Genomic DNA, 26,394 nt, shown 5'->3' with positions numbered 1-26,394 from the left:
CGGCAAGATCGTGCTCCTGGAGCCGCGGCGCCTGGCGGCCCGCGCTGCAGCAAGCCGCATGGCGTCGCTGCTTGGCGAGACTGTGGGGGAGACAGTCGGCTATCGCATGCGCCTCGACACCAGAATATCCGCCAAAACCCGCATCGAGGTCGTCACCGAAGGCGTGTTCGCCCGCATGATCCTCGACGACCCGGAACTCTCCGGTGTCTCGACCGTCATCTTCGACGAGTTCCACGAGCGTTCGCTGGACGCCGACTTTGGCCTTGCGCTGGCGCTCGACGTGCAATCCGCCTTGCGCGATGACCTGCGCGTGCTTGTCATGTCGGCGACCCTTGACGTCGCCCGCGTCGCGGCACTTCTCGACCAGCCGCCCGTGATCGAAAGCATGGGCCGAAGCTATCCGATCGACATCCGCTATCAGGATCGGCCGGGCGGCGAGCGCATTGAAGACGCGATGGCGCGCGCCATCGTGGACGCGCACACCAGGGAGAGCGGATCGATCCTCGCCTTCCTGCCCGGCCAGGCGGAGATCGCCCGCACCGAGGAGCGGCTCGACGGCCGCTTCGGGCCACAAACGCTGATCGCACCGCTTTACGGCAATCTGACACAAACGGAACAGGACGCTGCAATCCGACCGGCCGAGCCCGGTATGCGCAAGGTCGTGCTCGCCACCTCGATTGCCGAGACGTCGATCACCATTGACGGCGTGCGGATCGTCATCGACAGCGGCCTGCAGCGGCTTCCTGTGTTCGAGGCATCAACCGGCATCACACGGCTGGAGACGGTGCGTGTTTCACGCGCCTCGGCTGACCAACGCGCCGGACGTGCGGGGCGAACCGAGCCCGGTATCGCCATCCGTCTGTGGCACCAGGGGCAGACGGCGGCATTGGCAGCATTCACACCGCCGCAGATTCTCTCCAGCGATCTTTCTGGCCTTGTCCTTGATCTGGCCCATTGGGGTGTTCAAGACGCCCGCTCGCTGTCCTTTGTCGACCAGCCGCCGGAGACGACGCTTTCGGAAGCGCGCGCGCTGTTGCTGCAGCTCGGCGCGCTCGGCAAGGACGGTGCATTGACTGCGCGCGGAAAGATGATGCGCGACCTTGCGCTGCCACCGCGTCTGGCCGCCATGGTGATCTCGGCCGGCGAGACCGGGCATGCAAGGGATGCGGCGGCGCTTGCCGTGCTGCTGACCGAACAAGGCCTCGGCGGCCCGAGCCTTGATCTGGAAGAGCGGATGCGACGTTTCCGGTCGGAGCGCGGCGATCGCGCCGAGGGCTCGCGTCAGCTGGCGGCTCGACTGGCCAAAGGTCTCGATGTCGCAAAGGCAATGGAACCCGGCCAGACGGGAAGGTTGCTGCTGCACGCCTTTCCTGACCGAATCGCGCTCCAGCGCGGCGGCAGAGGCCGGTTCCTCATGACGAACGGGCGCGGCGCGGAGCTGCCGGAGACCGACCGACTTGCCGGCAGCCAGATGCTCGTCATCGCCGACCTGACGGGCCGCGCAGCGCGGGGGCGCATCCTGGCGGCAGCAGAGGTTTCGCGCGCCGACATCGAGGAAGAGCTGCCCGATGCCATTTCGACTGGCGACCAAACCTTCTTCGACCGGCAAAACCGGCAGGTCAGGGCCAGACGGGCGACGCGGCTCGGCGCCATCGTCTTCGACGAGACGCCGCTGCCCCGTCCGACCGGTGAGGCCGTCAGCCGCGCTCTGGCGGAAGGCGTGCGCGAGCTGGGGTTGGAACAGCTTCCCTTTTCCAAGGAGGCCATACAGCTTCGCGAACGCATGGGCTTTCTTCACCGCAGTATCGGCGACCCGTGGCCTGACCTCAGCGACGAAGCGCTGCTTTCGCGGCTGGACGAGTGGTTCGTTCCCTATCAGATGGATGCTCGGGGGATTTCCGATATCTCCCCATCCGGCCTTTCGAACGGTTTGATGGCATTGATACCGCACGGGCTGCAGCGCGATCTTTCGCGCCTCGCGCCGACGCATTTCGAAGCGCCGACGGGACAGCGCCATCCGATCCAGTATCACGGCGAAGAGCCGACTTTGACGATCCGTGTGCAGGAACTCTTCGGCCTCAAGCACCATCCGGCGATCGGTGACGGCCGACTGCCGCTGCTTCTCGAGCTGACATCGCCGGCACATCGGCCGATTCAGACCACCCGCGACCTGCCCGGCTTCTGGGCCGGCTCGTGGAAGGATGTGCGCGCCGACATGCGCGGCCGCTATCCCAAACACCCCTGGCCTGAGCGGCCGGACGACGCCATGCCGACGACAAGGGTAAAACCTCGTGATACATGAGCCCCAGCACGGTTCAAGGGATGCCAGATGGTTGATAATGTCGAGAGTTCGCCCGAAGAGGACAGGCACAGCAGCAGACGCTTGAGATTGCAGACGCTGGTTCGGCTGAGATGGCTTGCCGTCGGCGGCCAGGCAGTCACAGTGTTCATCGTTGCCTTCTGGTTGAAATTCCCCCTTCCGCTGGCGGCATGCGCGGTGCTGATCGCGGCGCTGGCGGCTGTCAATTTCTTCCTGATGATCCGCTACCCGCCGACGCACCGCCTCTACCCGGGCGCGGCCTTCTCGCTGCTGGGCTTTGATCTTCTGCAGCTTTGCGCACTGCTGTTCATCACCGGCGGCCTTGCCAATCCCTTCGCTGCCCTCGTCTGCGTTCCTGTCATCATCTCCTTCGCGTCGCAGCCGATCCGCTTCAGCACGGTGCTCATCCTGGTCGCGATGGTCTGCATCACCATCCTCGCCTTTTCGCCCTTTCCCTTACCGTGGTTCGACGGGGTCGAGATCAATGTGCATACTGTGATGCAGTTTGGCGTCTGGTGCTCGATCGCATCGACCATGGCTTTCGCCGCCTTCTACGCATATCGGGTCTCGATGGAGGCGAGCCAGCTGGCCGATGCCCTGGCGGCAACCGAACTTGTGCTGCAGCGGGAGAAGCACCTTTCGCAGTTGGACGGTCTTGCCGCCGCTGCCGCGCACGAACTCGGAACTCCGCTCGCCACGATCAGCGTCGTTGCCAAGGAAATGGAACGGGAATTGAAGGATGACGATCGCTTTCGCGAGGATGTGCAGCTGCTGCGCAGCCAGAGCGAGCGGTGCCGCGACATCCTGCGGCGCCTGGCGACGCTCTCGGCGGAAGGCGAGGCACATCTTCGACGCCTGCCGCTGTCATCCATGATGGAAGAGATCGTGGCACCGCACAGGGAATTCGGGATCAAACTCGAACTCATCGAGAAAAGCCCGCGCAAGGGCGAGCCGGTCACCGACCGCAATGCCGGCATCATGTATGGGCTCGGCAACCTGATCGAGAACGCCGTCGACTACGCGCGTGATAGGGTAACGGTGACGGTCGAACACGATCCAAGAAAAGTCCGCATCACGGTCGAGGACGACGGCGAAGGCTACTCTTCCGATATTCTGACCCGGATCGGCGAACCCTACGTCACAAAGAGACAGCGAGAGGACCGCGCCGGTGGGCTGGGCCTTGGCCTCTTCATCGCCAAGACGCTTCTGGAGCGATCCGGCGCGTCGCTTGTGTTCGAGAACCGCATGCCGGAGACTGCCGGAGCACGCGTCCGTGTCGAATGGCCGCGCATGCTGATCGATGCAAATTCGACAAAATGACGCTATCGGCATAATGAAAAGCGGGATACTTGACTTATATCAGGCAGGCGGTTGCCGGGATTGACGAATATGAACGAGCTTGACCACGAATCCTCTCTTGCAGATGCGGATCATATCGGTCCGGACGCTAGCCTGCTGATCGTCGATGATGACGGGCCGTTCCTGCGCCGCCTGGCACGCGCCATGGAGACGCGCGGCTTCAAGGTCGAAACTGCCGAGTCCGTCGCGGAGGGTGTTGCCAAGTCGAAGATCCATCCGCCGAAATACGCTGTCGTCGACCTGCGGCTTGGCGACGGCAACGGGTTGGATGTGATCGAGGCAATCCGGCAGCGTCGGGACGACACGCGGATCATCATTTTGACCGGCTACGGCAATATTGCAACCGCCGTCACGGCGGTGAAGCTCGGCGCTGTCGATTACCTGGCAAAGCCTGCCGATGCCGACGATGTCTATGCAGCGCTGACGCAGCGAGCCGGCGAGAAGGCGGAGCTGCCGGAAAACCCGATGTCGGCTGACCGGGTGCGGTGGGAGCATATCCAGCGGGTTTACGAGATGTGCGAGCGCAATGTTTCGGAAACGGCACGGCGGCTCAACATGCATCGCCGTACGCTGCAGCGAATCCTCGCCAAGCGCGCGCCGAAGTAAGCTCAGATATCGTCGACATCAAACGGCTTGCCGTTTGCCCATTCGGCCATCAGCAGGCGCTGGGCGGCTGCGCGGGAAAAATTCAGCGTGACGGATTTGCGCGTGGCGGGCGCCAGGCGATGCTCGGGCGCTTCCCGGATCATATGCGCACCGTAGCCATCGGATAGGAACAGGCCGCAGTCCTCGGGGAAAATCTCGAGCGGAACGTCCTTGTGGGTGGCGAAGAACAGTCGATCGCAATGCAGGCGATACTCCGGCCACTTGCGGTCGACGCGAAAGTCCTCGATCGACGTCTTGATCTCGATGATCCAGATTTCGCCCTTCTCCGAAATCGTGATCAGGTCGGCCCGCCGCCCGCTGGCAAGCGACAGCTCCGGCAAGACCGCGTGACGCATTTCATGAAGTAAAATCTGAGTCCCGCGGCGCACGAGCATAGCTCTGTCCGATTGGCGGCCATCTATTAACGGATTGTTATTGTAAACATTCAAAATCGTCATGGATAACCGTAGGCGCAGTGCGCGCGTTGTTGCAAAAAAACCATGCGCTTCTAATTTGCCGCTGCGTATTGGTTTTGCCGCACTGCAACAGCTTGCAAAGGCAAAGTTAATCGAAAATAAACCATAATCAAAGATGGTTCAAAAGACCGTTCCTCCTTGCCCATTTCCTAAGAGACATCCATGCGCATCCGCAATGCATTTCCTGTATTCGGCCTGATGGCGACGCTCGCTCTGGCCGGTTGCTCCTCGACTACCGAAAGCGCCTCCGTCGACGACAAGGGCACCCCGGGGCCGACCGTTCAGACCGCGCAAATCTTCGACGACGCCTACGGCGTGACGACGGATGCGGGATATTCGCTTCCGGCCATCCCGATCCAGAAGGTGAAGCCGCAGTTCCGCCGGCAGATCGTCTCTTACGAAACCACCGAACGCCCGGGCACGATCATCGTCAACACGCGCGAGCGCTTCCTCTACTACATCCTGCCGGGCGGCAAGGCGATGCGTTACGGCATCGGCGTCGGCAAGCAGGGCTTCGCCTGGGCCGGCACGGCCTATGTCGCCTGGAAGCAGGAATGGCCGACCTGGCACCCGCCGAAGGAAATGGCCGAGCGCAAGCCGGAAGTCGCCAAGTACGTCGAGGAGGGCATGGGTCCCGGCCTCAGCAACCCGCTTGGTGCGCGCGCCATGTACCTCTTCAACGAAAAGGGCCAGGACACCCTCTTCCGCCTGCACGGCACGCCGGAATGGGCTTCGATCGGAACGGCCGCCTCGTCCGGCTGCATTCGCCTTATGAACCAGGACGTTATCGACCTCTACAGCCGCGTGCGTCCGGGCAAGACGACCTCGAAGGTCATCGTTATCCAGTAAGCTGCCGCTGAAATCGGGTATTTAAAAGGCCGCCGGAACGTTGTTTCGGCGGCCTTTTCTATTGATTTGTCCTCGTCAGGCCGCTTGCTCCGCCTTCAGTTCGAGGCGGCGGCGATGCAGGACTGGCTCGGTATAGCCGTTCGGCTGCGCCCTGCCCTTCAAGACGAGATCAAGGGCCGCCTCGAAGGCGATTGAAGCGTCGAAATCGGGCGCCATCGGAGTGTAGGCGGGATCGGACGCATTCTGCTGATCGACAATGGCGGCCATGCGCTTCATCGTCTCGACGATCTGCGCTTCGGTCGTGACCTTGTGGTGCAGCCAGTTCGCCATATGCTGGGCGGAGATACGCAGCGTCGCCCGGTCCTCCATGAGGCCGACATTGTTGATGTCGGGCACCTTGGAGCAGCCGACGCCCTGATCGACCCAGCGGACAACGTAGCCGAGGATGCCCTGGGCGTTGTTGTCGAGTTCCCGCTGGATTTCCTCCGGCGTCCAATTCGGGCGGACCGCGACGGGGACCGAAAGGATATCGGAGAGCTTGGCACGGGCGCGATCCTTGAGGCCCTGCTGGATGCGGGCGACGTTGACGCGGTGGTAATGCGTGGCGTGCAATGTCGCGGCCGTCGGCGACGGAACCCAGGCGGTATTGGCGCCAGCCTTCGGGTGCGCGATCTTCTGCTCCAGCATCGCCGCCATCAGATCCGGCATGGCCCACATGCCCTTGCCGATCTGCGCGTGGCCGGATAGGCCGCATTCGAGGCCGATATCGACGTTCCAGTTTTCGTAGGCTGCGATCCAGGCGGCCTGCTTCATGTCGCCCTTGCGGATCATCGGCCCGGCCTCCATCGAGGTGTGGATTTCATCGCCCGTACGATCCAGGAAGCCGGTATTGATGAAGACCACGCGCTCGCGAGCGGCACGGATGCATTCCTTGAGATTGACGGTCGTCCGCCGCTCCTCGTCCATGATGCCCATCTTGATGGTATTGCGCGCCATGCCGAGGGCATCCTCGACGCGCGAGAAGATCTCGGCGGCGAACGCGACTTCCTCGGGGCCATGCATCTTCGGCTTGACGACATAGACCGAACCAGTGCGCGAATTCTTGCGGCGGCCGTTCGGGCCGACGTCGTGGAGCGCAATCATGCCCGTGATCATCGCATCCATGATGCCCTCTGGCACTTCATTGCCGTCACGTTCAAGGATGGCGGCATTGGTCATGAGGTGGCCGACGTTGCGCACCAGCATCAGCGATCGGCGATGCACTTCGAAGGGCGCACCTGTCGGACCGTTGTATTCCAAATCCGGATTGAGCTTTCGGATGAGGCTCGAACCGCCCTTCGATACCTCTTCCTGAAGGTCGCCCTTCATGAGGCCAAGCCAATTGCGGTAGATGACGACCTTGTCTTCAGCGTCGACGGCTGCAACCGAATCCTCACAGTCCATGATCGTCGTGATCGCCGATTCCAGCCGGACGTCGGAGATATGCGCCGGATCGCTCTTGCCAATCGCGGTTGAGGCATCGATGGCGATGTCGATATGGATGCCGTTGTTCTTCAGCAGGATGTGAGTCGGCGCCGCGGCATCGCCTTGATAGCCGGCAAAGTGCGCCGCATCGGTCAGCGAAACATGCTCGCCATCGGTTGAGGTGACGGCCAGAGCACCATCCCGGACAGCAAACGTCGCAACATCCTTCCAGCGCCAGCCGTCGAGCGGAGCGGCGGTGTCGAGGAAATCGCGCGCCCAGGCAATCACCTTCTCGCCGCGCTTCGGATTGTAGCCTTTGCCCTTCTCGGCACCGTCGCTCTCGGGAATCGCGTCCGTTCCGTAAAGCGCATCGTAGAGCGAGCCCCAACGGGCGTTGGCGGCATTCAGCGCGTAGCGAGCGTTCATGACGGGAACGACAAGCTGTGGGCCCGCTATCGAAGCGATCTCCGGATCGACGTTCGTGGTCGTCACCTGGAAGTCGGAGCCCTCCGGCAGGATATAGCCGATGTCCCGAAGAAACGCCTGATAGGCTTCCATATCGGTCGGCGCACCGTGTTGGCGGTACCAATCATCGATACGAAGCTGGAGCGCATCGCGCTTGGCGAGCAGCTCGCGATTGCGCGGCGCCAGATCGTGAACGATGGCCGAGAAATCGGCAAAGAACTTGTCGGCATCGATCTTCAGCCCGGGCAGCGCTTCCTTGACGAGAAACTCATGAAGGACGGCTTCAACGGCAAGACCGTTTTTATCGATGCGGCTCATTCAATGTCTCCTAGGACCCACGCGGTTTTTCGCATGCTGCCACTTTGCCCGGCTTTCATTCATAGTCAATTATGCAATAGTTCGAAAGATTTATGCCGATTTAGGCAAAGACCGCGGCGTGACGCACATCGGTAGCCCGTTTTGCGGCTGCGTCGTCAGCTTTTGCACCGGCCAGGGCTTCGTCTGATCCGTCAGATCGAAGCGGAAACGGTGCATCAGCACCGCCAGAGCGATCACTGCCTCCTGCAGGGCAAAGGTTGCGCCGATGCAGACACGCGGGCCCGCGCCGAACGGCAGGAACTGAAAGCGACCGATCTTACCGCGATTCTCCGGCAGGAACCGTTCCGGCAGGTAGGCGCGCGGCTTGTCCCAATAGAGTTCGTGGCGATGCAGCGTCCACGGCATGATGAGAACGGTGACGCCGGCCTCGATCTCGACCGTTTCACCCTTCGCATCGGTCCACCGATCGGCGGCGATTGCGGCGCGATTGATCGACGGCGCCGGCGGATAGAGCCGCAGCGCCTCCTCGAAGGCCGCGCGGGTGTAAGGCATCAGATCGAGCCACTTGACCGGCTCGACATCCCGCGCCAGCACGCGATCAATCTCCTCCTCCATCGCCTCGCGGATATGCTGTGTGTTCGCGACGCAGTAGAGCGTCCACGCGAGTGCACGCGCCGTCGTCTCGTGGCCGGCACCGATGAAGGTAAGGATATTGTCTTCGATTTCGTCATTCGTCAGCCCGCCGCTCGCGGCCTGATCGAGGAGCAAGGTCAGGAAGTCGTCCGGCGTGGCGGCGCGATTGGCCTGCATGCGCGCAAGCCGGGCATTCATGGTCTGGCGTACGATGTTGCGAAACTTGTCGAGCACCTTCTGGCCACCGATGCGGGTCAGGCGCGGAACCCAGGACGGCGCGCGCAGAAGGTCCATCGGATCGACGCGCCCCATACGATGCAAGAGCGCGTTGACGTCATCGGCAAAGCTGTCGGAGGACGTGACGATCTCACCCGAGAACAGCGTATCGGCGAGAATGGCGAAGGTCAGCTCCGTCATGTCGGCGGCGATCTCGAAGACCTTGCCCTCGCTGCCGGCGGCCTGGTATTTTCTCGCATAGTCCTCGGACTGGCGAAGCATCTGGCCGGCAAAGCCGTTTGCATGGCGCGGTGTGAAAACCGGCGCGACTGCCTTGCGGGATCGCTTCCAGACTTCTCCTTCCGCCGTCAGCAATCCGTCGCGCAGGATGGGGCGCAGAATGAGCTGGCGAATGTCCGACATGCGGTAGTTTGCGGCATTGTCGACGAGAACATGGCGGATCAGGCCGGGGTCGTTGACGATCAGGGTTCTTTCCCGAAAGAACCGCGTGTGAATCCACGGCAGCGTATGGGAAGGCTCTCCCCAGAGTTCCAGCGGGTTGCGTAGGATCGTTCGGATGATCTCAAGGCGTCCCGGCGGCACCGTTCGCGGCAGCGGCGCTGGGGGCTCAAAGGGATGCGGACGCATGTCCATGAGAATTCAGCCTTTCGCGGAAGATCTCAAGCTCTTCCCGGCAAGGCAAAAACTAGAGCAGACGCTCCAGCTCGTCCAGCTTATCGTTGACCAGCCAACCGTAATAGTTCTCTTCCGGCCAGACAGTTTCGCCCGAAGCACGGTTCTTGGCAGCAAGAGCGGCCGCGCGCTGGCGCGAATTGCCGACATTATAAAGCGTGGCGGTCAGGCCTGGATTCCTGGAGATATCCATGTCGGCGATCTCCTTGTAATCGTCGATCGACCGGCGGATCGAGGCGGCGACGAAAGCGAGCGAGATATCGGGCTGCATGATCGCCTTGTAGACGGAACCAGCGTCCTTCTCGTTCAGCTTCTCATAGCCCGACACCTTGGAGACGAGATCCGAGAGCATCAGCGCCGTCAGCGGGTTGATCTGGCCAAGGCCGAAGGTCTGACCGGCATAGAAGGGCTGGAAGAAAACCGCGCTGAAGCGATTGTTCGGGAAGGTCTTGCCGTCCACGGTCTTGCCGCGGAAATCGCTTTCCCAGATATCCTCGCGGCAGCTCCAAAGCGTGTAGGCATCGCCGCCCTTGCCGTTGCATTCGGAAAACTGCGGCCGCTTGATGAAGTCGTCCACGTCCTCGCCACCATAGGCGAAGCGGAAGCTCTCGCCGGCATAGGATGCAGCCTTCACATAATAGGACTGCAGACGGTCGTAAGCGTCGACATTATACGTATGCTCGCCGACGATCGCGCCGATCACATGAATCGGATCGATGCCGTAAGCGGCCGAAACCTTCTTGATCTTGGCCATCAGCTCGTGATCCGAGGCGAGGAGATCATGAACTTTCTCGTACTTGCGATCGAACGAGGTCTTCGTGCCTTTCGTGCGGCGGACCGAGGCGCCTGGAACATCCGGTTGCTCGGCATGACGGTTTCCTGGCGGCACCACCTGCATGGCAAAAGCGGGAGCCGAGGTCAGCACGGCAGCGGCAATCAAGAGGCTTGTCAGAAGGCGTCGCACGATCAGCGTTCTCATCGGTTCATGGCATTGTCGCGAAGCGCGCTGACTGGACCACAATCTTGGCCGAATGATGCTGGCGCTGACAACAAAACGGGCCTTTCACTAAAAAGTAAAAGGCCCGCTGTCGAGAGTTCAAGCTGTCAAAATCGCGTCATTACATCAGTCAAGACATGACCGGATGCTTGTTCATCACAGGATGAAGCGGGACAGATCCGTGTTCTGCGCCAGGTCGCCGACATGCTTGCGTACATACTCGGCATCGATGGTCACAGCCGTGCCGCCGCGATCCGGTGCGTTGAACGAGATCTCGTCCAATACGCGCTCCATCACCGTCTGCAGGCGGCGGGCACCGATGTTTTCAACCGACGAGTTCAGGTGAACCGCGACATCGGCCAGAGCATCGATGCCGTCGTCGGTGAATTCGAGGCTCAGACCTTCGGTCTCCATCAGCGCCTTGTACTGCCTGATAAGGCTAGCCTCGGTTTCCGTCAGGATGCGGCGGAAGTCTTCCTTGGTCAGCGGACGCAGCTCGACGCGGATCGGCAGGCGGCCCTGCAATTCCGGCAGGAGGTCCGAGGGCTTGGAGACATGGAAGGCACCCGAGGCGATGAACAGCACGTGGTCGGTCTTCACCGGGCCGTACTTTGTCGACACCGTCGTGCCTTCCACCAGCGGAAGTAGGTCGCGCTGCACGCCCTCACGCGAAACCCCTGCACCCATACCGCCGTCGCGAGCGGCGATCTTGTCGATCTCGTCGAGGAAGACGATGCCGTCATTCTCGACCGCGCGGACCGCCTCGCGCTGGATGACTTCGTTGTCGATCAGCTTGTCGGACTCGTCGCGGATCAGATCCGTGTAGGATGCCTTAACCGTCGTGCGGACCTTCTTGGTGCGGCCGCCCATCGCCTTGCCGAACATTTCGGAAAGGTTGAGCACACCGATATTGGCGCCCGGCATGCCAGGAATATCGAAGCCGCCCATGCCGGTGGCGGTGTCGGCGATCTCGATATCGATCTCCTTGTCGTCAAGTTCGCCGCCACGCAGCTTCTTGCGGAAGCTGTCGCGCGTCGCCGGCGAGGCCGTGGAGCCGACGAGCGCATCGAGAACGCGCTCTTCCGCGCTCATATGCGCCTTGGCCTGCACTTCGCTCCGCTTCTTCTCGCGGGCGAGCCCGATGCCGACCTCGACGAGATCGCGGATAATCTGCTCGACGTCGCGGCCGACATAGCCGACTTCGGTGAACTTCGTGGCTTCGACCTTGATGAATGGCGCACCCGCCAGTTTGGCGAGACGGCGAGAGATTTCCGTCTTGCCAACACCGGTCGGACCGATCATCAGGATGTTCTTGGGCATGACTTCGTCGCGCAGATCCGGATCGAGCTGGTGGCGACGCCAGCGGTTGCGCAACGCGATTGCCACCGCGCGCTTGGCCTCATGCTGACCGATAATATAGCGATCGAGTTCGGAAACGATCTCGCGGGGGGAAAAAGTGGTCATGTGTCCGTTACTCCGGGTGCGTCCAACGCCATGAAATGCGCCGGACCGTAAATGGAAGTTCTTGTATCGACGTAGTGGAAGCCTGCTTTTTCGTAAGCCCTAATCGCCTGGCGGTTTTCGGGATCCGGATCGATCACGATGCGCCTCGCACCGTTCGCGAAGAGTTCGGCCGCGAGCTGACGGATGATCGCAGTACCGTGACCCTTGCCTATCAGCTCAGCAACACCGATCGAGATATCGACGCCCAGCGTGCCTTTCGGCTGGTCCTGATAGGGATGACCGTCTTCCAAATGAGGATCATAGCTTTGGAGGTAACCTATCGGATGCCCGTCCAGCTCCACGATCATCGGCCTTGTCTCGATACTGTTCATCGCCTCTTCGATCGACGCAAGCTCTGTCTCGGGCGCGCCCCACCATTTCGCGACATGCGGTTCTGCCAGCCACTTTGCCACGAGGCCAAAATCCTCGCGGCTGATGTCGCGGAAACGGTATTTCGGGGCGTGCTCAGCTTTCGGCATCCAGGGTTTCCACCACCATATTATGGTTCGTGTAGACACAGATATCGGCGGCAATATCCAGCGCGCGCCGCGCCACCTCTTCGGCTGATTTGTCCGTATCCATCAGGGCGAGGGCCGCAGCGAGTGCAAAATTGCCGCCCGAACCGATCGCCATGGCGCCATGCTCCGGCTCTAGAACGTCACCGTTGCCTGTTATCGCCAGTGTCACCTGCTTGTCGGCGACGAGCATCATGGCTTCGAGGTTGCGGAGATACTTGTCCGTGCGCCAATCCTTGGCGAGCTCGACGGCTGCGCGCATCAGCTGGCCCGGATATTGTTCGAGCTTCTTTTCAAGACGTTCGAGGAGGGTGAAGGCATCCGCGGTGGCGCCTGCGAAACCGGCAATCACTTCCCCCTTGCCGATGCGCCGGATCTTGCGGGCATTGCCTTTCATCACGGTCTGGCCGAGGCTCACCTGACCGTCGCCGGCCATGATGACCTTGCCGCCCTTTCGAACTGTAACAATTGTTGTCATCTATTCACCTTTGCCCGTCTGCCGGGCTCGTTACGTCGGGCCGAACGCCGGCCCTGTCGAGCCCTATGTAAGTGCATGAATGCCGATTGCAAATGGCGTCGTTTTCTGCTGCCGCGGTTCTGGATATTTCACGGCTTGCCTGATAAGGAACCCCCGTACTTCCCGATGGAGCAGCCATATGGCCGAGACCGCAGCAAGCCGCACGGGCACCGTATCCCGCAAGACGAACGAGACTACGGTTTCCGTTTCCGTCAATCTCGACGGTACCGGAAAATCGAAGATTTCGACGGGCGTCGGCTTCTTCGACCATATGCTTGACCAGCTGTCACGACATTCGCTCATCGACATGGAGATCGAGACCAAGGGCGACCTGCACATCGACGATCACCACACGGTGGAAGACACCGGCATCGCGATCGGCCAGGCGATTGCCAAGGCGCTCGGCGATCGCCGCGGCATCGCCCGCTACGCATCGATCGATCTCGCCATGGACGAGACGATGACGAAGGCAGCCGTCGACCTTTCCGGTCGTCCCTTCCTCGCCTGGAACGTCGCCTTCAGCGCGCCGAAGATCGGCACGTTCGACACGGAGCTCGTGCGCGAATTCTTCCAGGCGCTTGCCCAGAACGCCGGCATCACCTTGCATATTCTCAACCATTATGGGGCCAACAACCACCATATTGCAGAGACATGTTTCAAGGCCGTTGCCCGCGCGCTGCGTACGGCAACAGAGATCGATCCGAGACAGGCGGGCCGTGTTCCCTCGACGAAGGGCACGCTCGTCTGAGCCCCCTAAGGGAGCTTGACGATATGACTTCCAGCTATCTGGTTCTAACTGCGCCTGGCGGAACGGACTCCAACCACGAGAAGACGCGCTTCATTCGCGACGGCTTTACCATTCTCGGGTTTCTCTTCCCCTGGATATGGCTGGCCTTCCATCGGCTGTGGCTCCACGCCATCGCGGCATTCCTCCTGCAAAGCCTTGGCGGTGCTCTGGCTGACCGGGCGGACCTGTGGCCAGTCGGCGTCGCGATTACCTTCGGCACCAGTCTGTTGGTGGCACTCGAGGGCCAGAATCTTCGTATCCGCAATCTGGTCGCGAAGGGCTGGGACGAGGCCGACCTCGTCTCTGCCGATTCGCTTCAGACCGCTGAAGAAATCTACTTTTCGAATGTTCAGACCGACACCGGCGACAGCCGTCCGGCGCCCTCGCCGCAATGGGACCCCACAGCCCATGCGCCGCGTCACGGCAATGCCACCTCGCTCGGTCTCTTTGGTTTTGATGGAGGACGCTGATGCGCGTCGCAATTATCGACTACGGTTCCGGCAATCTGCGTTCGGCGACGAAGGCCTTCGAACGAGCCGCGCGGGAAGCCGGCATCGATGCCGTGATCGACCTGACTGACAATGCCGAGACCGTCGCGGCCGCCGATCGCGTTGTGCTGCCAGGTGTCGGTGCCTATGCCGACTGCCGGCGCGGGCTCGATGCCGTTCCCGGCATGTCGGAAGCGCTGATCGATGCGGTCGAGAAAAAGGCCCGACCTTTCCTCGGCATTTGCGTCGGCATGCAGCTGATGTCGTCACGCGGTCTCGAGAAGACGGTCACTGATGGTTTCAGCTGGATCCCCGGAGACGTCGTTGAAATGACGCCCGGTGATGCCAATCTAAAGATCCCGCAAATCGGCTGGAATACACTGAACTTAAGATCCCCTCACCCGCTGTTTGAGGGTATTCCCACGGGGCCGAACGGGCTGCATGCCTATTTTGTGCATTCCTATCATCTGGCGGCGAAGAACTCTGGCGACGTGATTGCGACGGCCGACTACGGCGGGCCGATCACTGCTTTCGTTGGCCGCGACAACATGGCCGGAGCCCAGTTCCATCCCGAAAAGAGCCAGAAGCTCGGCCTGGCCCTAATTGCCAATTTCCTGCGCTGGAAGCCTTAAGCTCGCGCATTGCAAGGACAGACAGAATGATCCTATTTCCCGCAATCGACCTCAAGGATGGCCAGTGTGTTCGCCTCAAGCTCGGCGACATGGACCAGGCGACCGTCTACAATCCCGACCCTGCCGCGCAGGCGAAGGCGTTTGAAGATCAAGGGTTCGAGTGGCTGCATGTCGTTGATCTGAACGGCGCCTTCGCGGGCGAAAGCGTCAATGGCGCGGCCGTCGACGCAATCCTGAAGGCGACGAAGAACCCCGTCCAGCTTGGCGGCGGTATTCGCACACTCGACCATATCGAGAGCTGGCTGTCGCGCGGCCTCGCCCGCGTCATTCTTGGCACGATCGCCGTGCGCAATCCGGCACTGGTGATCGAAGCCTGCAAGACGTTTCCCGGCCGCGTGGCTGTCGGCATCGATGCCAAGGGCGGCAAAGTCGCCGTCGAGGGCTGGGCCGAGGCCTCCGAGCTCGGCGTCATCGAGCTGGCGAGGAAATTCGAGGGCGCAGGCGTTGCCGCAATCATCTATACCGACATCGACCGCGACGGCATCCTCGCAGGCATCAATTGGGCGTCAACACTCGAACTTGCCAAGGCGGTGTCGATCCCGGTGATCGCGTCCGGTGGCTTGGCTTCGATCGAGGATGTGAAACGGATGCTCGAGCCCGACGCACGCACGCTCGAGGGTGCGATCTCGGGCCGCGCGTTGTATGATGGACGCCTTGATCCCAAGGAAGCGCTGGCGCTGATTGCGGCCGCACGCGCAAAGGAGATTGCGCAGTGACCCTGAAGGCCCGTGTCATTCCCTGCCTCGACGTCAAGGACGGCCGCGTCGTCAAGGGCGTCAATTTCGTCAACCTGGTGGACGCCGGCGACCCGGTCGAGGCGGCCAAGGCCTACGATGCTGCCGGCGCCGACGAGCTCTGCTTCCTCGACATCACCGCTTCGTCGGACAATCGTGAAACGATCTTCGACGTCGTCGCACGCACGGCCGAACAGTGCTTCATGCCTGTCACCGTCGGCGGAGGCGTGCGCACCATCACTGATATTCGCAAGTTGCTGCTCTGCGGCGCCGACAAGGTTTCGATCAATTCGGCGGCAGTCAACAATCCTGACTTCGTTGCGGAAGCGGCTGACAAGTTCGGCGACCAGTGCATCGTCGTCTCCATCGATGCCAAGCGCCGGCGCACGCAGGCGGTCGGCCAGGACAATCTGAGCGCCTGGGAGATCTACACACATGGCGGCCGCAATGCGACCGGCATCGACGCCGTGGATTTCGCACGGAAAATGGTCGAGCGCGGGGCCGGCGAACTGCTCGTCACGTCGATGGACCGAGACGGAACGAAAGTCGGCTACGATCTCGAGTTGACACGCGCCATTGCGGATTCGGTTCGGGTGCCGGTCATCGCCTCGGGCGGCGTCGGCGACCTCGACGATCTCGTGGCCGGCGTCAAGCAGGGGCATGCCAATGCCGTTTTGGCCGCATCGATCTTCCACTTCGGCACCTATTCCGTCGAAGAGGCGAAGCGCTATATGTCGTCCTGCGGCATCGACATGCGTCTGGACTGATTAGAAAGCAGAATCATGAGCGAATTCACCCTTGCCGACCTGGAAAAGATCGTCGATGCGCGATCGAAAGCCTCGCCAGATGAATCCTGGACGGCAAAACTCGTTTCCGCAGGCCAGCCCAAAGCTGCCAAGAAACTCGGCGAAGAGGCAATCGAAGCCGTGATGGCAGCAATTGCCGACGACCGTGAGAACCTCACCTATGAAGCCGCCGACCTGCTCTATCACCTATTGGTCGTATTGAAGGTGGCGGGCATTCCGTTACACAGTGTCATGGCGGAGCTTGAGCGGCGTACCGCTCAATCCGGCCTGACAGAAAAGGCGAGCCGGCAAAGTTCATGAGTATCGCAAGACAGCTCATCGGAGCGCCCGAGGCGCTCGATCATTTTCAGGCGAATGCCTATTCGCCCTATCACTTCTTTTCTTCCGAGGAATGGGCGCGCTTCCGCGCCGATACGCCCCTGACTCTGAAGGGGGACGAGGTCAAGCGGCTACGCTCCATGGGCGACCCGATCGACCTTGATGAAGTGCGGCGGATCTATCTTTCGCTTTCGCGCCTTCTCTCAGCCCACGTGGAATCGTCGCAACTGCTTTTTGAGCAACGCAACCGCTTTCTCAGTCTCTCGAATGTCGCGAAAACGCCGTTTGTCATCGGCATCGCCGGCTCGGTGGCCGTCGGCAAGTCGACGACCGCCCGTATCCTGAAAGAGCTGCTGACGCGCTGGCCTTCCAGCCCGAAAGTGGATCTGGTGACCACCGATGGCTTTCTGCATCCGAACGCCGTGCTGCAGCGTGAAAACCTGATGCAGCGCAAGGGCTTCCCCGAGAGCTACGACACCGGAGCGATCCTGCGCTTCCTGGCGGCGATCAAGGCCGGGCAGCCGAACGTCAAGGCGCCGTCCTACTCGCATCTGGTCTATGACGTCCTGCCAAATGAATACAAGATCGTCGATCGGCCGGACATCCTGATCTTCGAGGGCATCAACGTCCTGCAGTCACGCGACCTGCCGGCCGGCGGCAAGATCGTGCCGATGGTCTCCGACTTCTTCGACTTCTCGATCTACATAGATGCGGAGGAAAGCCGGATTCACGACTGGTACGTGACGCGCTTCATGCGGCTCCGCGAAACGGCGTTTCGCGATCCTCATTCCTTCTTCCACCGCTACGCCTCGATCAGCGAGGAGGAAGCGCTGTCGATCGCCGAAGGCCTCTGGGAAAACATCAACCTCAAGAATCTGCGGGAGAACATCCTGCCGACGCGTCCGCGCGCTGACCTGATCCTGCGCAAGGGCAACAATCACCTGATCGAACAGGTGGCCCTGAGGAAGCTCTAAGGTGTTATCCGACGAAGCGTCAGGTTAATACGACCGCCATTCTTTAGCAGCGTCGAGGTCGACGGATAGATTTTGTCGACGCCGTGGAAACATAGCCGCCCTTCCGCACCCAAGACAACGACATCGCCACTCGATAGCTTGAAGGAGAGCGTGCGGTCGTTGCGCGCGAGGCCGCCGACGCGGAAGAGGCAACCATTGCCAAGCGATATCGACACGACGGGCGCGGCGAGATCCTGCTCGTCCTTGTCCTGATGCAGGCCCATGCGCGCCTCGTCGGAATAGAAGTTGACGAGACAGGCCTGTGGAGGCTTGCCGTAGCCGGACAGGTCGTTCCAGATTTCCAGCAGTTCCGCGGGCATATCCGGCCAAGGCTTGCCCGTGACAGGGTGGGTCGGCTGGTAGCGATAGCCGCGCTGCTTGTCCGTGACCCAGCCGAGCGGTCCGCAATTCGTCATGCGCACCGACATCGGCTTGCCGGTGCCGGGCATGACGGGCACGAAAAGCGGCGCGTCCGCCACGATCGTCCGGATGATATCGACCAATGCCTGCTGCCGCGGTCGGTCCAGATAGTCCGGAAGGTGACTGACGCCGGTGGGCAGCTTAAGCATATCAATCTCCGAAGGGGCGCCCACGCATCTTCTTCACCTCGGCGCGGCCCGATTTCTCCTTCAGCCGGCGTTCGATCGACCCTTTTGTCGGCTTGGTTTTCTTGCGGGGCGGCGGCGGCGGTTTTGCCGCCTCGAGAATCAGCTCTTTCAGCCGCTCACGCGCGTCTTCGCGGTTACGATCTTGGCTGCGGAAGCGGCTTGCCTCGATCATCAGCACACCTTCTTTCGACAGGCGCTTGCCAGCAAGCTTCACGGCATTCACCTTCACGCGCTCGTTCAAGGAGGGTGAGTTGGGAATGTTGAAGAACAACTGGACTGATGTCGAGACCTTGTTGACGTTCTGCCCGCCGGGGCCACCCGCCAGGACGAACTGCTCCGTCAGCTCCCATCCGGCGATGGTGATTCGATCGTTGATGTAAAGCGGGTCGCTGGCCATGCGATTTCTATCTCACATCGGCCGGCGCTTGGGAACAGACAAAGAAACCCGGCGAACGCCGCCGGGTTTCACGTGAATCATCAATGTTTTGGCGCGTCATTCAGCCGCGGCGCGAAACCCCGGGGCCGCATCGCGCACCCCGCCATCGACATGGCCTTCGAACTTGGCGAAGTTCTCGATGAACATCGTCACGAGCTTGCCGGCCTGTGCGTCATAGCCGATCGGATCCTGCCACGTGGAACGCGGATCGAGGATCGCCGCCTCGACGCCCGGCACCGCGACGGGAACCGCGAAACCGAAATTCGGATCAACGCGGAAATCCGCCTTGCCGAGTTCGCCCGAGAGCGCTGCGGCAAGCAGCGTGCGCGTTGCCTTGATCGGCATGCGCTTCCCGGTGCCGTAGGCCCCGCCGGTCCAGCCGGTGTTGACCAGCCAGCATTCGACCCCGTGGCGGCCGATGAGATCTTTCAGGAGATTGCCGTATTCTGACGGATGGCGTGGCATGAACGGCGCGCCGAAGCAGGTCGAGAAGGTCGCTTCTGGCTCGGTCACGCCCCGCTCGGTGCCGGCCACCTTGGCGGTGTAGCCCGACAGGAAGTGGTACATGGCCTGATCCGGCGTCAATTTGGCGATCGGCGGCATGACGCCGAAGGCATCCGCGGTCAGCATAATGATCGTCTTCGGATGACCGGCAAGACCGGTCTTCGAGGCGTTCGGAATGAAATCCAGCGGGTAGGCGCAACGCGTGTTTTCCGTCAGCGATCCATCGTTGAAATCAGGTTCACGCTGATCGTTCAGAACGACGTTTTCGAGAACGGTGCCGAAGCGCTGCGTCGTGGCATAGATTTCCGGTTCCGCTTCCGCCGACAAGCGGATGGTTTTGGCGTAGCAGCCGCCTTCGAAATTGAAGATGCCGTCCTCGCCCCAGCCATGCTCGTCGTCGCCGATAAGCGTACGGGCTGGATCGGCCGAGAGCGTCGTCTTGCCGGTGCCAGAGAGGCCGAAGAAGACCGCGGCATCGCCATCCGGGCCGACATTGGCCGAGCAGTGCATCGGCATCACGCCCTTTGCCGGGAGCAGATAGTTCAGCACAGTGAAGACCGACTTCTTCATTTCGCCGGCGTAAAAGGTGCCGGCGATCAGCACCTCACCATTTGTCAGATCGCAAGCGATGACGGTTTCCGTGCGGCAGCCATAGCGCTCGGGGTCTGCCTTGAAAGTTGGCAGGTTGATGATCGTCAGCTTCGGAGCGAAAGATTCCAGGGTCGAGCGCTCCGGGCGGATCAGCAGGTTACGAATGAACAGCGAATGCCAGGCCAGCTCGGTCACGACACGCGTCGGCAGCGCATTGTTCTCATCGGCACCGCCGATGAGATCCTGAACGAACAGATCCTTGCCGTGGGCGTGCGCGAGCATGTCCTGCTTCAGGAGCGCGAAGTTCTCCGGCGACATCGGCTTGTTGTTGTCCCACCAGATCTGACCATCGGTGTTGGCATCACGAACGACGAACTTGTCCCTCGGCGAGCGACCGGTGTGCTGACCCGTCAAGGCGCGCAATGCACCATGGGCGGTGAGTTCAGCCTCACCCCGGCGAATCGATTCTTCATAGAGGGAGGCGGCCGTAAAATTATAGCGAGCGCTGTTTGCACTCCCCAAACCGATCGTCGCCAGCTCTATCGCCGGGTTGTGGACTCCGAACAGCTCCATGGTCTTTCCCTTCCCTTGAGGCTCGTGCAGTTAAGAACTGAGGGTGACCGTACGGGCGGTTTTTTTAAAACGCAATAGCAGAAAATCGATAAAACGTAGTAATATCAAACTATTAATCGATTTAAATTTTCCCGTGATATTTTAAATCGTTTGAATCAGAAGTGGCCGGAGCAAATATCGACACCACTTTTGGTTGCCATCAAAACTTTACAACAATCTCACCCTTTATCTTTGCCACAATTTGTTCCACCTTTATCCCCATAAGCGCATCCGGTTCACAAAGGCCGCCTGGGGACCTTCTAATACCTGGAGACGCGCATAGATGACGGAGACGAATACCATGCCGACAATCGCGCTCGTTGACGACGACCGCAATATCCTCACCTCGGTATCGATCGCACTCGAGGCCGAAGGATATAAGGTCGAGACCTATACCGATGGCGCCTCCGCCCTCGACGGTCTCCTCGCCCGCCCGCCGCATCTTGCCATCTTCGACATCAAGATGCCGCGCATGGACGGCATGGAACTCCTGCGCCGCCTGCGACAGAAATCCGACATCCCGGTTATCTTCCTCACCTCCAAGGATGAGGAAATCGATGAGCTGTTTGGCCTGAAGATGGGCGCCGACGACTTTATTACCAAGCCGTTCTCGCAACGTCTGCTGGTCGAGCGCGTGCGCGCCGTCCTGCGCCGCGCATCGAGCCGCGAGGCTGCCGCCGCGGCCGGCGGTGCTGCTCCAAAACCGGGCACTGCACAGCAGCTTGCTCGCTCGCTGGAGCGCGGCCAGCTGGTTATGGACCAGGAACGCCACACCTGCACCTGGAAAGGTGAGCCGGTGACGCTGACGGTGACCGAATTCCTCATTCTGCATTCGCTGGCCCAGCGTCCGGGCGTCGTCAAAAGCCGCGACGCATTGATGGATGCGGCTTATGACGAGCAGGTCTATGTCGACGATCGCACCATCGACAGCCACATCAAGCGGCTCCGCAAGAAATTCAAGATGGTCGATACCGACTTTGATATGATTGAAACGCTCTACGGAGTGGGGTACCGCTTCCGCGAAGCAGCCTGACGCCGAAGCGGCGCGGCATCTGAGAATTGTCGAGAGCTGGTGATCGCGAAAGCGGTCCGCTCTCCGAAAGGGCCTGTCGTTGGCACAGTTGGTGCAGGAAAGGGATCTGGATGAGGCGGAAGGCGTAAGCAGTCGCCGCGTCAGGGGACGACGCTGGTCGCATCCCTTCACGATCATCCGCCGCATCTTCGGCAATGCCGTCTTTTCGAGCCTGACACGCCGCATCCTCTTCTTCAATCTCGCGGCGCTTGTCGTTCTCGTCGGCGGCATTCTCTACCTCAATCAGTTCCGCGAAGGGCTGATCGACGCCCGCGTCGAAAGCCTTCTGACGCAGGGGGAAATTATCGCGGGCGCCGTCTCGGCTTCCGCTTCGGTCGACACGAACTCGATCACGATCGACCCGGAAAAGCTGCTCGAACTGCAGGCTGGCCAGAGCATTACCCCGGTGCCGAACGACGAGGACCTCGAGTTCCCGATCGACCCGGAAAAGGTCGCGCCGGTCTTGCGCCGCTTGATTTCACCGACGAGAACCCGTGCGCGCATTTTCGATGCCGACGCCAACCTGCTACTCGACTCTCGCCACCTCTATTCGCGCGGCCAGGTCCTGCGTTTTGATCTACCGCCGGTCGATGACGAGGAGCAGACCTGGAGCCAGTGGTTCACGACGATCTTCAACAAGGTACTGCAGCCTGGAAACCTGCCGCTGTACAAGGAAGCGCCGGGCGGCGATGGCTCCATCTACCCCGAGGTGATGAACGCGCTGACCGGCGTGCGCGGCGCCGTGGTTCGCACCACCGAGAAGGGCGAGCTGATCGTTTCGGTCGCCGTTCCGATCCAGCGCTTCCGCGCTGTTCTCGGTGTGCTGCTGTTGTCCACGCAAGCGGGCGATATCGATAATATCGTCCACGCCGAGCGCCTCGGCATCATGCGCGTGTTCGGCGTCGCGACGCTTGTCAACGTTCTGCTGTCTCTCGTTCTCTCGTCGACAATCGCCAACCCATTGCGGCGTCTATCCGCCGCTGCCATCCGTGTTCGCCGCGGCGCAAAGGAACGCGAGGAAATTCCGGACTTTTCCGCACGTCAGGACGAGATCGGCAACCTTTCCATTGCGCTGCGCGAGATGACGACGGCACTCTACGACCGTATCGATGCGATCGAAAGCTTTGCGGCCGACGTCAGCCACGAACTGAAGAATCCGCTGACATCGCTGCGCAGCGCCGTCGAGACACTACCGCTCGCCAAAACGGACGATTCCAAGAAGCGGCTGCTTGATGTCATTCAACATGACGTTCGCCGCCTCGACCGCCTGATCAGCGATATTTCCGACGCCTCCCGTCTCGATGCCGAGTTGGCGCGGGTCGATGCAGGTTCGGTCGATCTGGAAATCCTGCTTCGCGACCTCATCGACGTGTCTCGGCAAATCCGCAGTCGCAAGAAAGAAGTGCAGATAGAGTTCGCCATCGAGCGCAAGCCGGGCGTCAAGACGCGCTTCGTGGTGAACGGCCACGACCTGCGCATCGGCCAGATCGTTACGAATCTGATAGAGAACGCGCGCTCCTTCGTACCGGAGCACGACGGCAGGATCACCGTGCGACTGGTTAGAACGCGCTCCCGCTGCATCGTTTACGTCGAGGACAACGGGCCGGGCATCCAGGCCGAAAATATCGATCGTATCTTTGAGCGCTTCTATACCGACAGACCGGAATCAGAGGGCTTCGGGCAGAATTCGGGCCTCGGTCTGTCGATCAGCCGCCAGATCGCCGAGGCGCATGGCGGTTCGCTGCGTGCGGAGAATATCATCGATCCGGAGAGCGAAAGGCTGCTCGGAGCGCGCTTCATCCTCGCCCTTCCAGCCAATACCACCGCATGACGGACACGCCTTCGAACATCCACGCAACCGCTATCGTCGTCGGCAGCACCGGTCTTCTTTTCATGGGGCCTTCGGGATGGGGAAAGTCGATGCTCGCCTTTGCCTGCATCTCCCAAGCACAGCACATCGGCATGTCGGCGATACTGGTTGCCGACGATCAAGTGATGATCTCCAAACAGGATGGAGCCGTGATTGCCACCTGCCCTGCCTCGATTGCCGGTTTGATCGAATTGCGCGGCACCGGCATCGTCCGAGTGCCATACATCGCAAGGGCGGCGATGCATTATGCTGTCCTTCCTGGAAGCGTGTCCGGAGAGAAGCGGCTGCCGCCCGAGGGTGAGCGAATGACGATTGCCAACGGTATGGATCTGCCGGTCATTCGGTTGCTGGCAAACACGCCGTTGCCGCTGGCGGTGTTGATGGCAAAAGCGCCCGATATCGGACAGTAATGCCTGCGAAATCGGCAAATCCCGCCCTAAAAGTCGTATTTTTGTCTTGCACTTCGGCTTTTCATCGCCAAGATGTGCCCCCACGGTGGACGCGATTGCTGCATTGCGATATTGGCCCACCGTTTGCATACGCCACTAGGAGCAGTAATATCATGATCGGACTTGTGCTTGTCACTCATGGCAAGCTGGCTGAAGAGTTTCGTCATGCGGTCGAACACGTCGTCGGTCCTCAGAAATTCATCGAAACGGTCTGTATCGGTCCCGAAGACGACATGGATCAGAGACGACAAGATATTCTGGAAGCAGTGTCCCGCGCCGACGACGGCCATGGAGTCGTCATCCTGACCGACATGTTCGGCGGCACCCCCTCCAACCTAGCAATATCCGTCATGAGCAGTGGCCACACGGAGGTCATTGCTGGCATGAACCTGCCGATGCTGATCAAGCTTGCCGGCGTACGCGGTGAGAACAATATGGAAAAGGCTCTCGTCGAAGCCTCCGAGGCCGGACGGAAATACATCAACGTCGCGAGCCGCGTCCTCAGTGGCAAATAGTGAGCACATCGCGCCCATGACGGCACTCTCCCGAGAAATTCTGATCATCAACAAGCGCGGACTGCACGCGCGCGCTTCGGCCAAATTCGTTCAATTGGTCGAGAATTTCGATGCAGCGATTACCGTATCGAAAGACGGGATGACGGTCGGCGGGACTTCGATCATGGGCTTGATGATGCTGGCGGCGAGTCCCGGTTCAAGCGTCCTTGTTTCTGCCAGCGGCAACCAGGCAGCACAGGCGCTCGATGCGCTCGACGAGCTGATCCAGAACCGGTTCGGCGAGGAAATGTGAGTCTCTCGCGGCTCATATAAACATATAAAGACTTCTTTATATCATTATTGCCTTCGTCATGGAAGCCTGCTAAACGGCCACCATAGCCGCGCATGCCGCGTGGACACTATCTGGCGCATGCACTTGCGCCTTCGAATTTTGAGCCGCTTTTCAGCCTGGAGAACCCAATGAGCACTGAAAAAGATTATGTCGTCGCCGACATCGGCCTCGCGGATTTCGGCCGCAAGGAAATCACGATCGCAGAAACCGAGATGCCGGGCCTGATGTCCTGCCGCGCCGAATTCGGCGAAGCAAAGCCGCTCAAGGGCGCGCGCATCACCGGTTCGCTGCACATGACGATCCAGACGGCCGTTCTCATCGAAACGCTGGTCGCGCTCGGCGCCGAAGTCCGCTGGGCGTCGTGCAACATCTTCTCGACGCAGGATCATGCCGCAGCAGCAATCGCTGCCACCGGCGTTCCGGTTTTCGCCATCAAGGGCGAGTCGTTGGAAGATTACTGGGTTTACACCGACAAGATCTTCCAGTGGGCTGACGGCGGCCTTTCCAACATGATCCTCGATGATGGCAGCGACGCCACGATGTACATCCTGCTGGGTGCGCGTGCTGAAGCCGGCGAGAACGTGCTGTCAAACCCGCATTCTGAAGAGGAAGAAATCCTCTTCGCACAGATCAAGAAGCGTCTGGCCGCATCGCCGGGCTGGTTCACAAAGCAGCGCGATGCCATCAAGGGCGTGACGGAAGAAACCACGACAGGCGTCAACCGCCTCTACCAGCTCAGCCAGAAAGGCCTCCTGCCCTTCCCGGCGATCAACGTCAACGATTCCGTCACCAAGTCGAAGTTCGACAACAAGTACGGCTGCAAGGAATCTCTGGTCGACGGCATCCGCCGTGGCACGGACGTGATGATGGCCGGCAAGGTCGCCGTTGTCTGCGGATACGGTGACGTTGGCAAGGGCTCGGCCGCTTCGCTTCAGGGAGCTGGCGCCCGCGTTAAGGTGACGGAAGTCGACCCGATCTGCGCACTTCAGGCTGCCATGGACGGTTTTGAAGTCGTCACGCTTGAAGACGTCGTGTCTTCCGCAGACATCTTCATCACCACGACCGGCAACAAGGATGTCATCCGCATCGACCACATGCGTCAGATGAAGGACATGGCGATCGTCGGTAACATCGGCCATTTCGACAACGAAATCGAAGTTGCGGCGTTGCGTAACCTGAAGTGGACCAACATCAAGCCGCAGGTCGACCTGATCGAATTCCCGAAGGGCAACCGCATCATCCTTCTCTCCGAAGGTCGTCTGCTCAACCTTGGCAATGCTACAGGCCATCCGTCTTTTGTCATGTCGGCTTCGTTCACCAACCAGACGCTGGCGCAGATCGAGCTCTTCACCAAGCCCGGCCAGTACCAGAACCAGGTCTACATCCTGCCGAAGCACCTCGACGAGAAGGTTGCGCGCCTGCATCTCGACAAGCTGGGCGTGAAGCTGACGCAGCTTTCTGAAGAACAGGCGGCCTACATCGGCGTCACGCCGCAAGGTCCGTTCAAGGCTGACCACTACAGATATTAATCGCTAGATCAATATCCACAACATCTAGAGGGCGCCACATTGACAAATGCGGCGCCCTTATTTTTTGGC

Annotated in this window: 27 protein-coding genes (1 of these 27 only partly in view); 17 read left to right on the top strand and 10 right to left on the bottom strand. The window is 60.7% G+C overall.

What is annotated here, in order from left to right:
* From hrpB to LPU83_RS38530, 3 genes are all read left to right on the top strand, one after another.
* Positions 1-2,302, top strand: partial view of an ATP-dependent helicase HrpB gene (hrpB, locus tag LPU83_RS38540; protein WP_024313158.1) — the 3' portion only. The gene continues 164 nt to the left of window position 1, outside the view; the window shows 2,302 of its 2,466 coding nt (coding positions 165-2,466); its start codon lies off the left edge, out of view; its stop codon occupies positions 2,300-2,302.
* A gap of 27 nt (positions 2,303-2,329) precedes the next feature.
* A complete protein-coding gene (locus LPU83_RS38535) occupies positions 2,330-3,640 on the top strand; it encodes an ActS/PrrB/RegB family redox-sensitive histidine kinase (protein WP_024313159.1) in 1,311 nt (436 codons plus the stop codon).
* A gap of 69 nt (positions 3,641-3,709) precedes the next feature.
* Entirely contained in the window at positions 3,710-4,285 is a 576-nt protein-coding gene (locus tag LPU83_RS38530) for an ActR/PrrA/RegA family redox response regulator transcription factor (protein WP_024313160.1), read from the top strand.
* Positions 4,286-4,287: 2 nt separating this feature from the next.
* On the opposite strand, the gene LPU83_RS38525 is transcribed toward LPU83_RS38530, so the two are convergent.
* Positions 4,288-4,782, bottom strand: coding sequence for an MmcB family DNA repair protein (locus LPU83_RS38525; protein ID WP_024313161.1), 495 nt, complete (start codon positions 4,780-4,782; stop codon positions 4,288-4,290).
* Positions 4,783-4,962: 180 nt separating this feature from the next.
* Here LPU83_RS38525 and LPU83_RS38520 point away from each other — a divergent pair, with 180 nt between their 5' ends.
* Positions 4,963-5,649: a L,D-transpeptidase gene (locus LPU83_RS38520; protein WP_024313162.1), complete on the top strand. Its 687-nt coding sequence runs from the start codon at positions 4,963-4,965 to the stop codon at positions 5,647-5,649.
* A 75-nt stretch (positions 5,650-5,724) separates the two neighbouring features.
* Here LPU83_RS38520 and LPU83_RS38515 read toward each other — a convergent pair whose 3' ends face one another.
* From LPU83_RS38515 to hslV, 6 genes are all read right to left on the bottom strand, one after another.
* Entirely contained in the window at positions 5,725-7,896 is a 2,172-nt protein-coding gene (locus LPU83_RS38515; RefSeq protein ID WP_024313163.1) for a malate synthase G, read from the bottom strand.
* Between the two features lie 90 nt (positions 7,897-7,986).
* Complete coding sequence (locus tag LPU83_RS38510) at positions 7,987-9,399, bottom strand: cytochrome P450 (RefSeq protein WP_024313164.1); 1,413 nt, start codon at positions 9,397-9,399, stop codon at positions 7,987-7,989.
* A gap of 52 nt (positions 9,400-9,451) precedes the next feature.
* Positions 9,452-10,402 (bottom strand): DUF1402 family protein, encoded by a 951-nt coding sequence (locus LPU83_RS38505; protein ID WP_024313165.1) that lies wholly within the window; start codon positions 10,400-10,402, stop codon positions 9,452-9,454.
* Between the two features lie 189 nt (positions 10,403-10,591).
* The gene (gene hslU / locus LPU83_RS38500) at positions 10,592-11,899 is read right to left on the bottom strand and encodes an ATP-dependent protease ATPase subunit HslU (RefSeq protein ID WP_024313166.1); all 1,308 of its coding nucleotides are present in this window, start codon (positions 11,897-11,899) and stop codon (positions 10,592-10,594) included.
* Complete coding sequence (locus LPU83_RS38495) at positions 11,896-12,417, bottom strand: GNAT family N-acetyltransferase (RefSeq protein WP_024313167.1); 522 nt, start codon at positions 12,415-12,417, stop codon at positions 11,896-11,898. The genes hslU and LPU83_RS38495 overlap by 4 nt, the downstream gene beginning before the upstream one ends.
* Positions 12,404-12,931: an ATP-dependent protease subunit HslV gene (hslV, locus tag LPU83_RS38490; protein WP_024313168.1), complete on the bottom strand. Its 528-nt coding sequence runs from the start codon at positions 12,929-12,931 to the stop codon at positions 12,404-12,406. Before hslV ends, LPU83_RS38495 begins: the two co-directional genes overlap by 14 nt.
* 178 nt (positions 12,932-13,109) lie before the next feature.
* On the opposite strand from hslV, the gene hisB reads away from it, so the two are divergent.
* The 7 genes from hisB to coaA are packed head-to-tail and all read left to right on the top strand — an operon-like array spanning position 13,110 to position 17,769.
* Entirely contained in the window at positions 13,110-13,718 is a 609-nt protein-coding gene (hisB, locus tag LPU83_RS38485; RefSeq protein WP_024313169.1) for an imidazoleglycerol-phosphate dehydratase HisB, read from the top strand.
* Between the two features lie 23 nt (positions 13,719-13,741).
* Entirely contained in the window at positions 13,742-14,227 is a 486-nt protein-coding gene (locus LPU83_RS38480; protein ID WP_024313170.1) for a DUF2628 domain-containing protein, read from the top strand.
* Positions 14,227-14,877 carry an imidazole glycerol phosphate synthase subunit HisH gene (gene hisH, locus LPU83_RS38475; protein ID WP_024313171.1) on the top strand — a complete coding sequence of 217 codons (651 nt, stop codon included), beginning with the start codon at positions 14,227-14,229 and terminating at the stop codon, positions 14,875-14,877. Before LPU83_RS38480 ends, hisH begins: the two co-directional genes overlap by 1 nt.
* Before the next feature lie 26 nt (positions 14,878-14,903).
* Positions 14,904-15,653 carry a 1-(5-phosphoribosyl)-5-[(5-phosphoribosylamino)methylideneamino]imidazole-4-carboxamide isomerase gene (gene hisA / locus LPU83_RS38470; protein WP_024313172.1) on the top strand — a complete coding sequence of 250 codons (750 nt, stop codon included), beginning with the start codon at positions 14,904-14,906 and terminating at the stop codon, positions 15,651-15,653.
* A complete protein-coding gene (gene hisF, locus LPU83_RS38465) occupies positions 15,650-16,438 on the top strand; it encodes an imidazole glycerol phosphate synthase subunit HisF (RefSeq protein WP_024313173.1) in 789 nt (262 codons plus the stop codon). Before hisA ends, hisF begins: the two co-directional genes overlap by 4 nt.
* Positions 16,439-16,453: 15 nt before the next feature.
* Positions 16,454-16,777, top strand: coding sequence for a phosphoribosyl-ATP diphosphatase (locus LPU83_RS38460; protein ID WP_024313174.1), 324 nt, complete (start codon positions 16,454-16,456; stop codon positions 16,775-16,777).
* Positions 16,774-17,769: a type I pantothenate kinase gene (gene coaA / locus LPU83_RS38455; protein ID WP_024313175.1), complete on the top strand. Its 996-nt coding sequence runs from the start codon at positions 16,774-16,776 to the stop codon at positions 17,767-17,769. The genes LPU83_RS38460 and coaA overlap by 4 nt, the downstream gene beginning before the upstream one ends.
* On the opposite strand, the gene LPU83_RS38450 is transcribed toward coaA, so the two are convergent.
* The 3 genes from LPU83_RS38450 to LPU83_RS38440 form a co-directional block, all read right to left on the bottom strand.
* The gene (locus tag LPU83_RS38450) at positions 17,766-18,377 is read right to left on the bottom strand and encodes an alpha-ketoglutarate-dependent dioxygenase AlkB (RefSeq protein WP_024313176.1); all 612 of its coding nucleotides are present in this window, start codon (positions 18,375-18,377) and stop codon (positions 17,766-17,768) included. The two genes, coaA and LPU83_RS38450, sit on opposite strands and share 4 nt — an antisense overlap.
* Position 18,378: 1 nt before the next feature.
* Entirely contained in the window at positions 18,379-18,813 is a 435-nt protein-coding gene (gene arfB, locus LPU83_RS38445; protein ID WP_024313177.1) for an alternative ribosome rescue aminoacyl-tRNA hydrolase ArfB, read from the bottom strand.
* A gap of 96 nt (positions 18,814-18,909) precedes the next feature.
* Complete coding sequence (locus LPU83_RS38440) at positions 18,910-20,520, bottom strand: phosphoenolpyruvate carboxykinase (protein WP_024313178.1); 1,611 nt, start codon at positions 20,518-20,520, stop codon at positions 18,910-18,912.
* 340 nt (positions 20,521-20,860) lie between these two features.
* Between LPU83_RS38440 and LPU83_RS38435 the strand changes: the two genes are divergently transcribed.
* The 6 genes from LPU83_RS38435 (at position 20,861) to ahcY (ending at position 26,325) form a co-directional block, all read left to right on the top strand.
* Positions 20,861-21,592: a response regulator transcription factor gene (locus tag LPU83_RS38435; RefSeq protein ID WP_197901953.1), complete on the top strand. Its 732-nt coding sequence runs from the start codon at positions 20,861-20,863 to the stop codon at positions 21,590-21,592.
* A gap of 79 nt (positions 21,593-21,671) precedes the next feature.
* The gene (locus LPU83_RS38430; RefSeq protein ID WP_024313180.1) at positions 21,672-23,462 is read left to right on the top strand and encodes a sensor histidine kinase; all 1,791 of its coding nucleotides are present in this window, start codon (positions 21,672-21,674) and stop codon (positions 23,460-23,462) included.
* Entirely contained in the window at positions 23,459-23,911 is a 453-nt protein-coding gene (locus tag LPU83_RS38425) for an HPr kinase/phosphorylase (protein ID WP_024313181.1), read from the top strand. The genes LPU83_RS38430 and LPU83_RS38425 overlap by 4 nt, the downstream gene beginning before the upstream one ends.
* A 152-nt stretch (positions 23,912-24,063) precedes the next feature.
* Positions 24,064-24,465, top strand: a complete 402-nt coding sequence (locus LPU83_RS38420) for a PTS sugar transporter subunit IIA (RefSeq protein WP_007528763.1) — start codon at positions 24,064-24,066, stop codon at positions 24,463-24,465.
* 16 nt (positions 24,466-24,481) lie between these two features.
* Positions 24,482-24,757 (top strand): HPr family phosphocarrier protein, encoded by a 276-nt coding sequence (locus LPU83_RS38415; RefSeq protein WP_007798031.1) that lies wholly within the window; start codon positions 24,482-24,484, stop codon positions 24,755-24,757.
* A gap of 167 nt (positions 24,758-24,924) precedes the next feature.
* The gene (ahcY, locus tag LPU83_RS38410) at positions 24,925-26,325 is read left to right on the top strand and encodes an adenosylhomocysteinase (protein ID WP_024313182.1); all 1,401 of its coding nucleotides are present in this window, start codon (positions 24,925-24,927) and stop codon (positions 26,323-26,325) included.
* Positions 26,326-26,394 lie beyond the last annotated feature (69 nt).

The organism is Rhizobium favelukesii (assembly GCF_000577275.2).
In the GTDB taxonomy this organism is placed as follows: Bacteria; Pseudomonadota; Alphaproteobacteria; order Rhizobiales; family Rhizobiaceae; genus Rhizobium; species Rhizobium favelukesii.
This window is presented reverse-complemented; position numbering and strand designations above follow the sequence as displayed.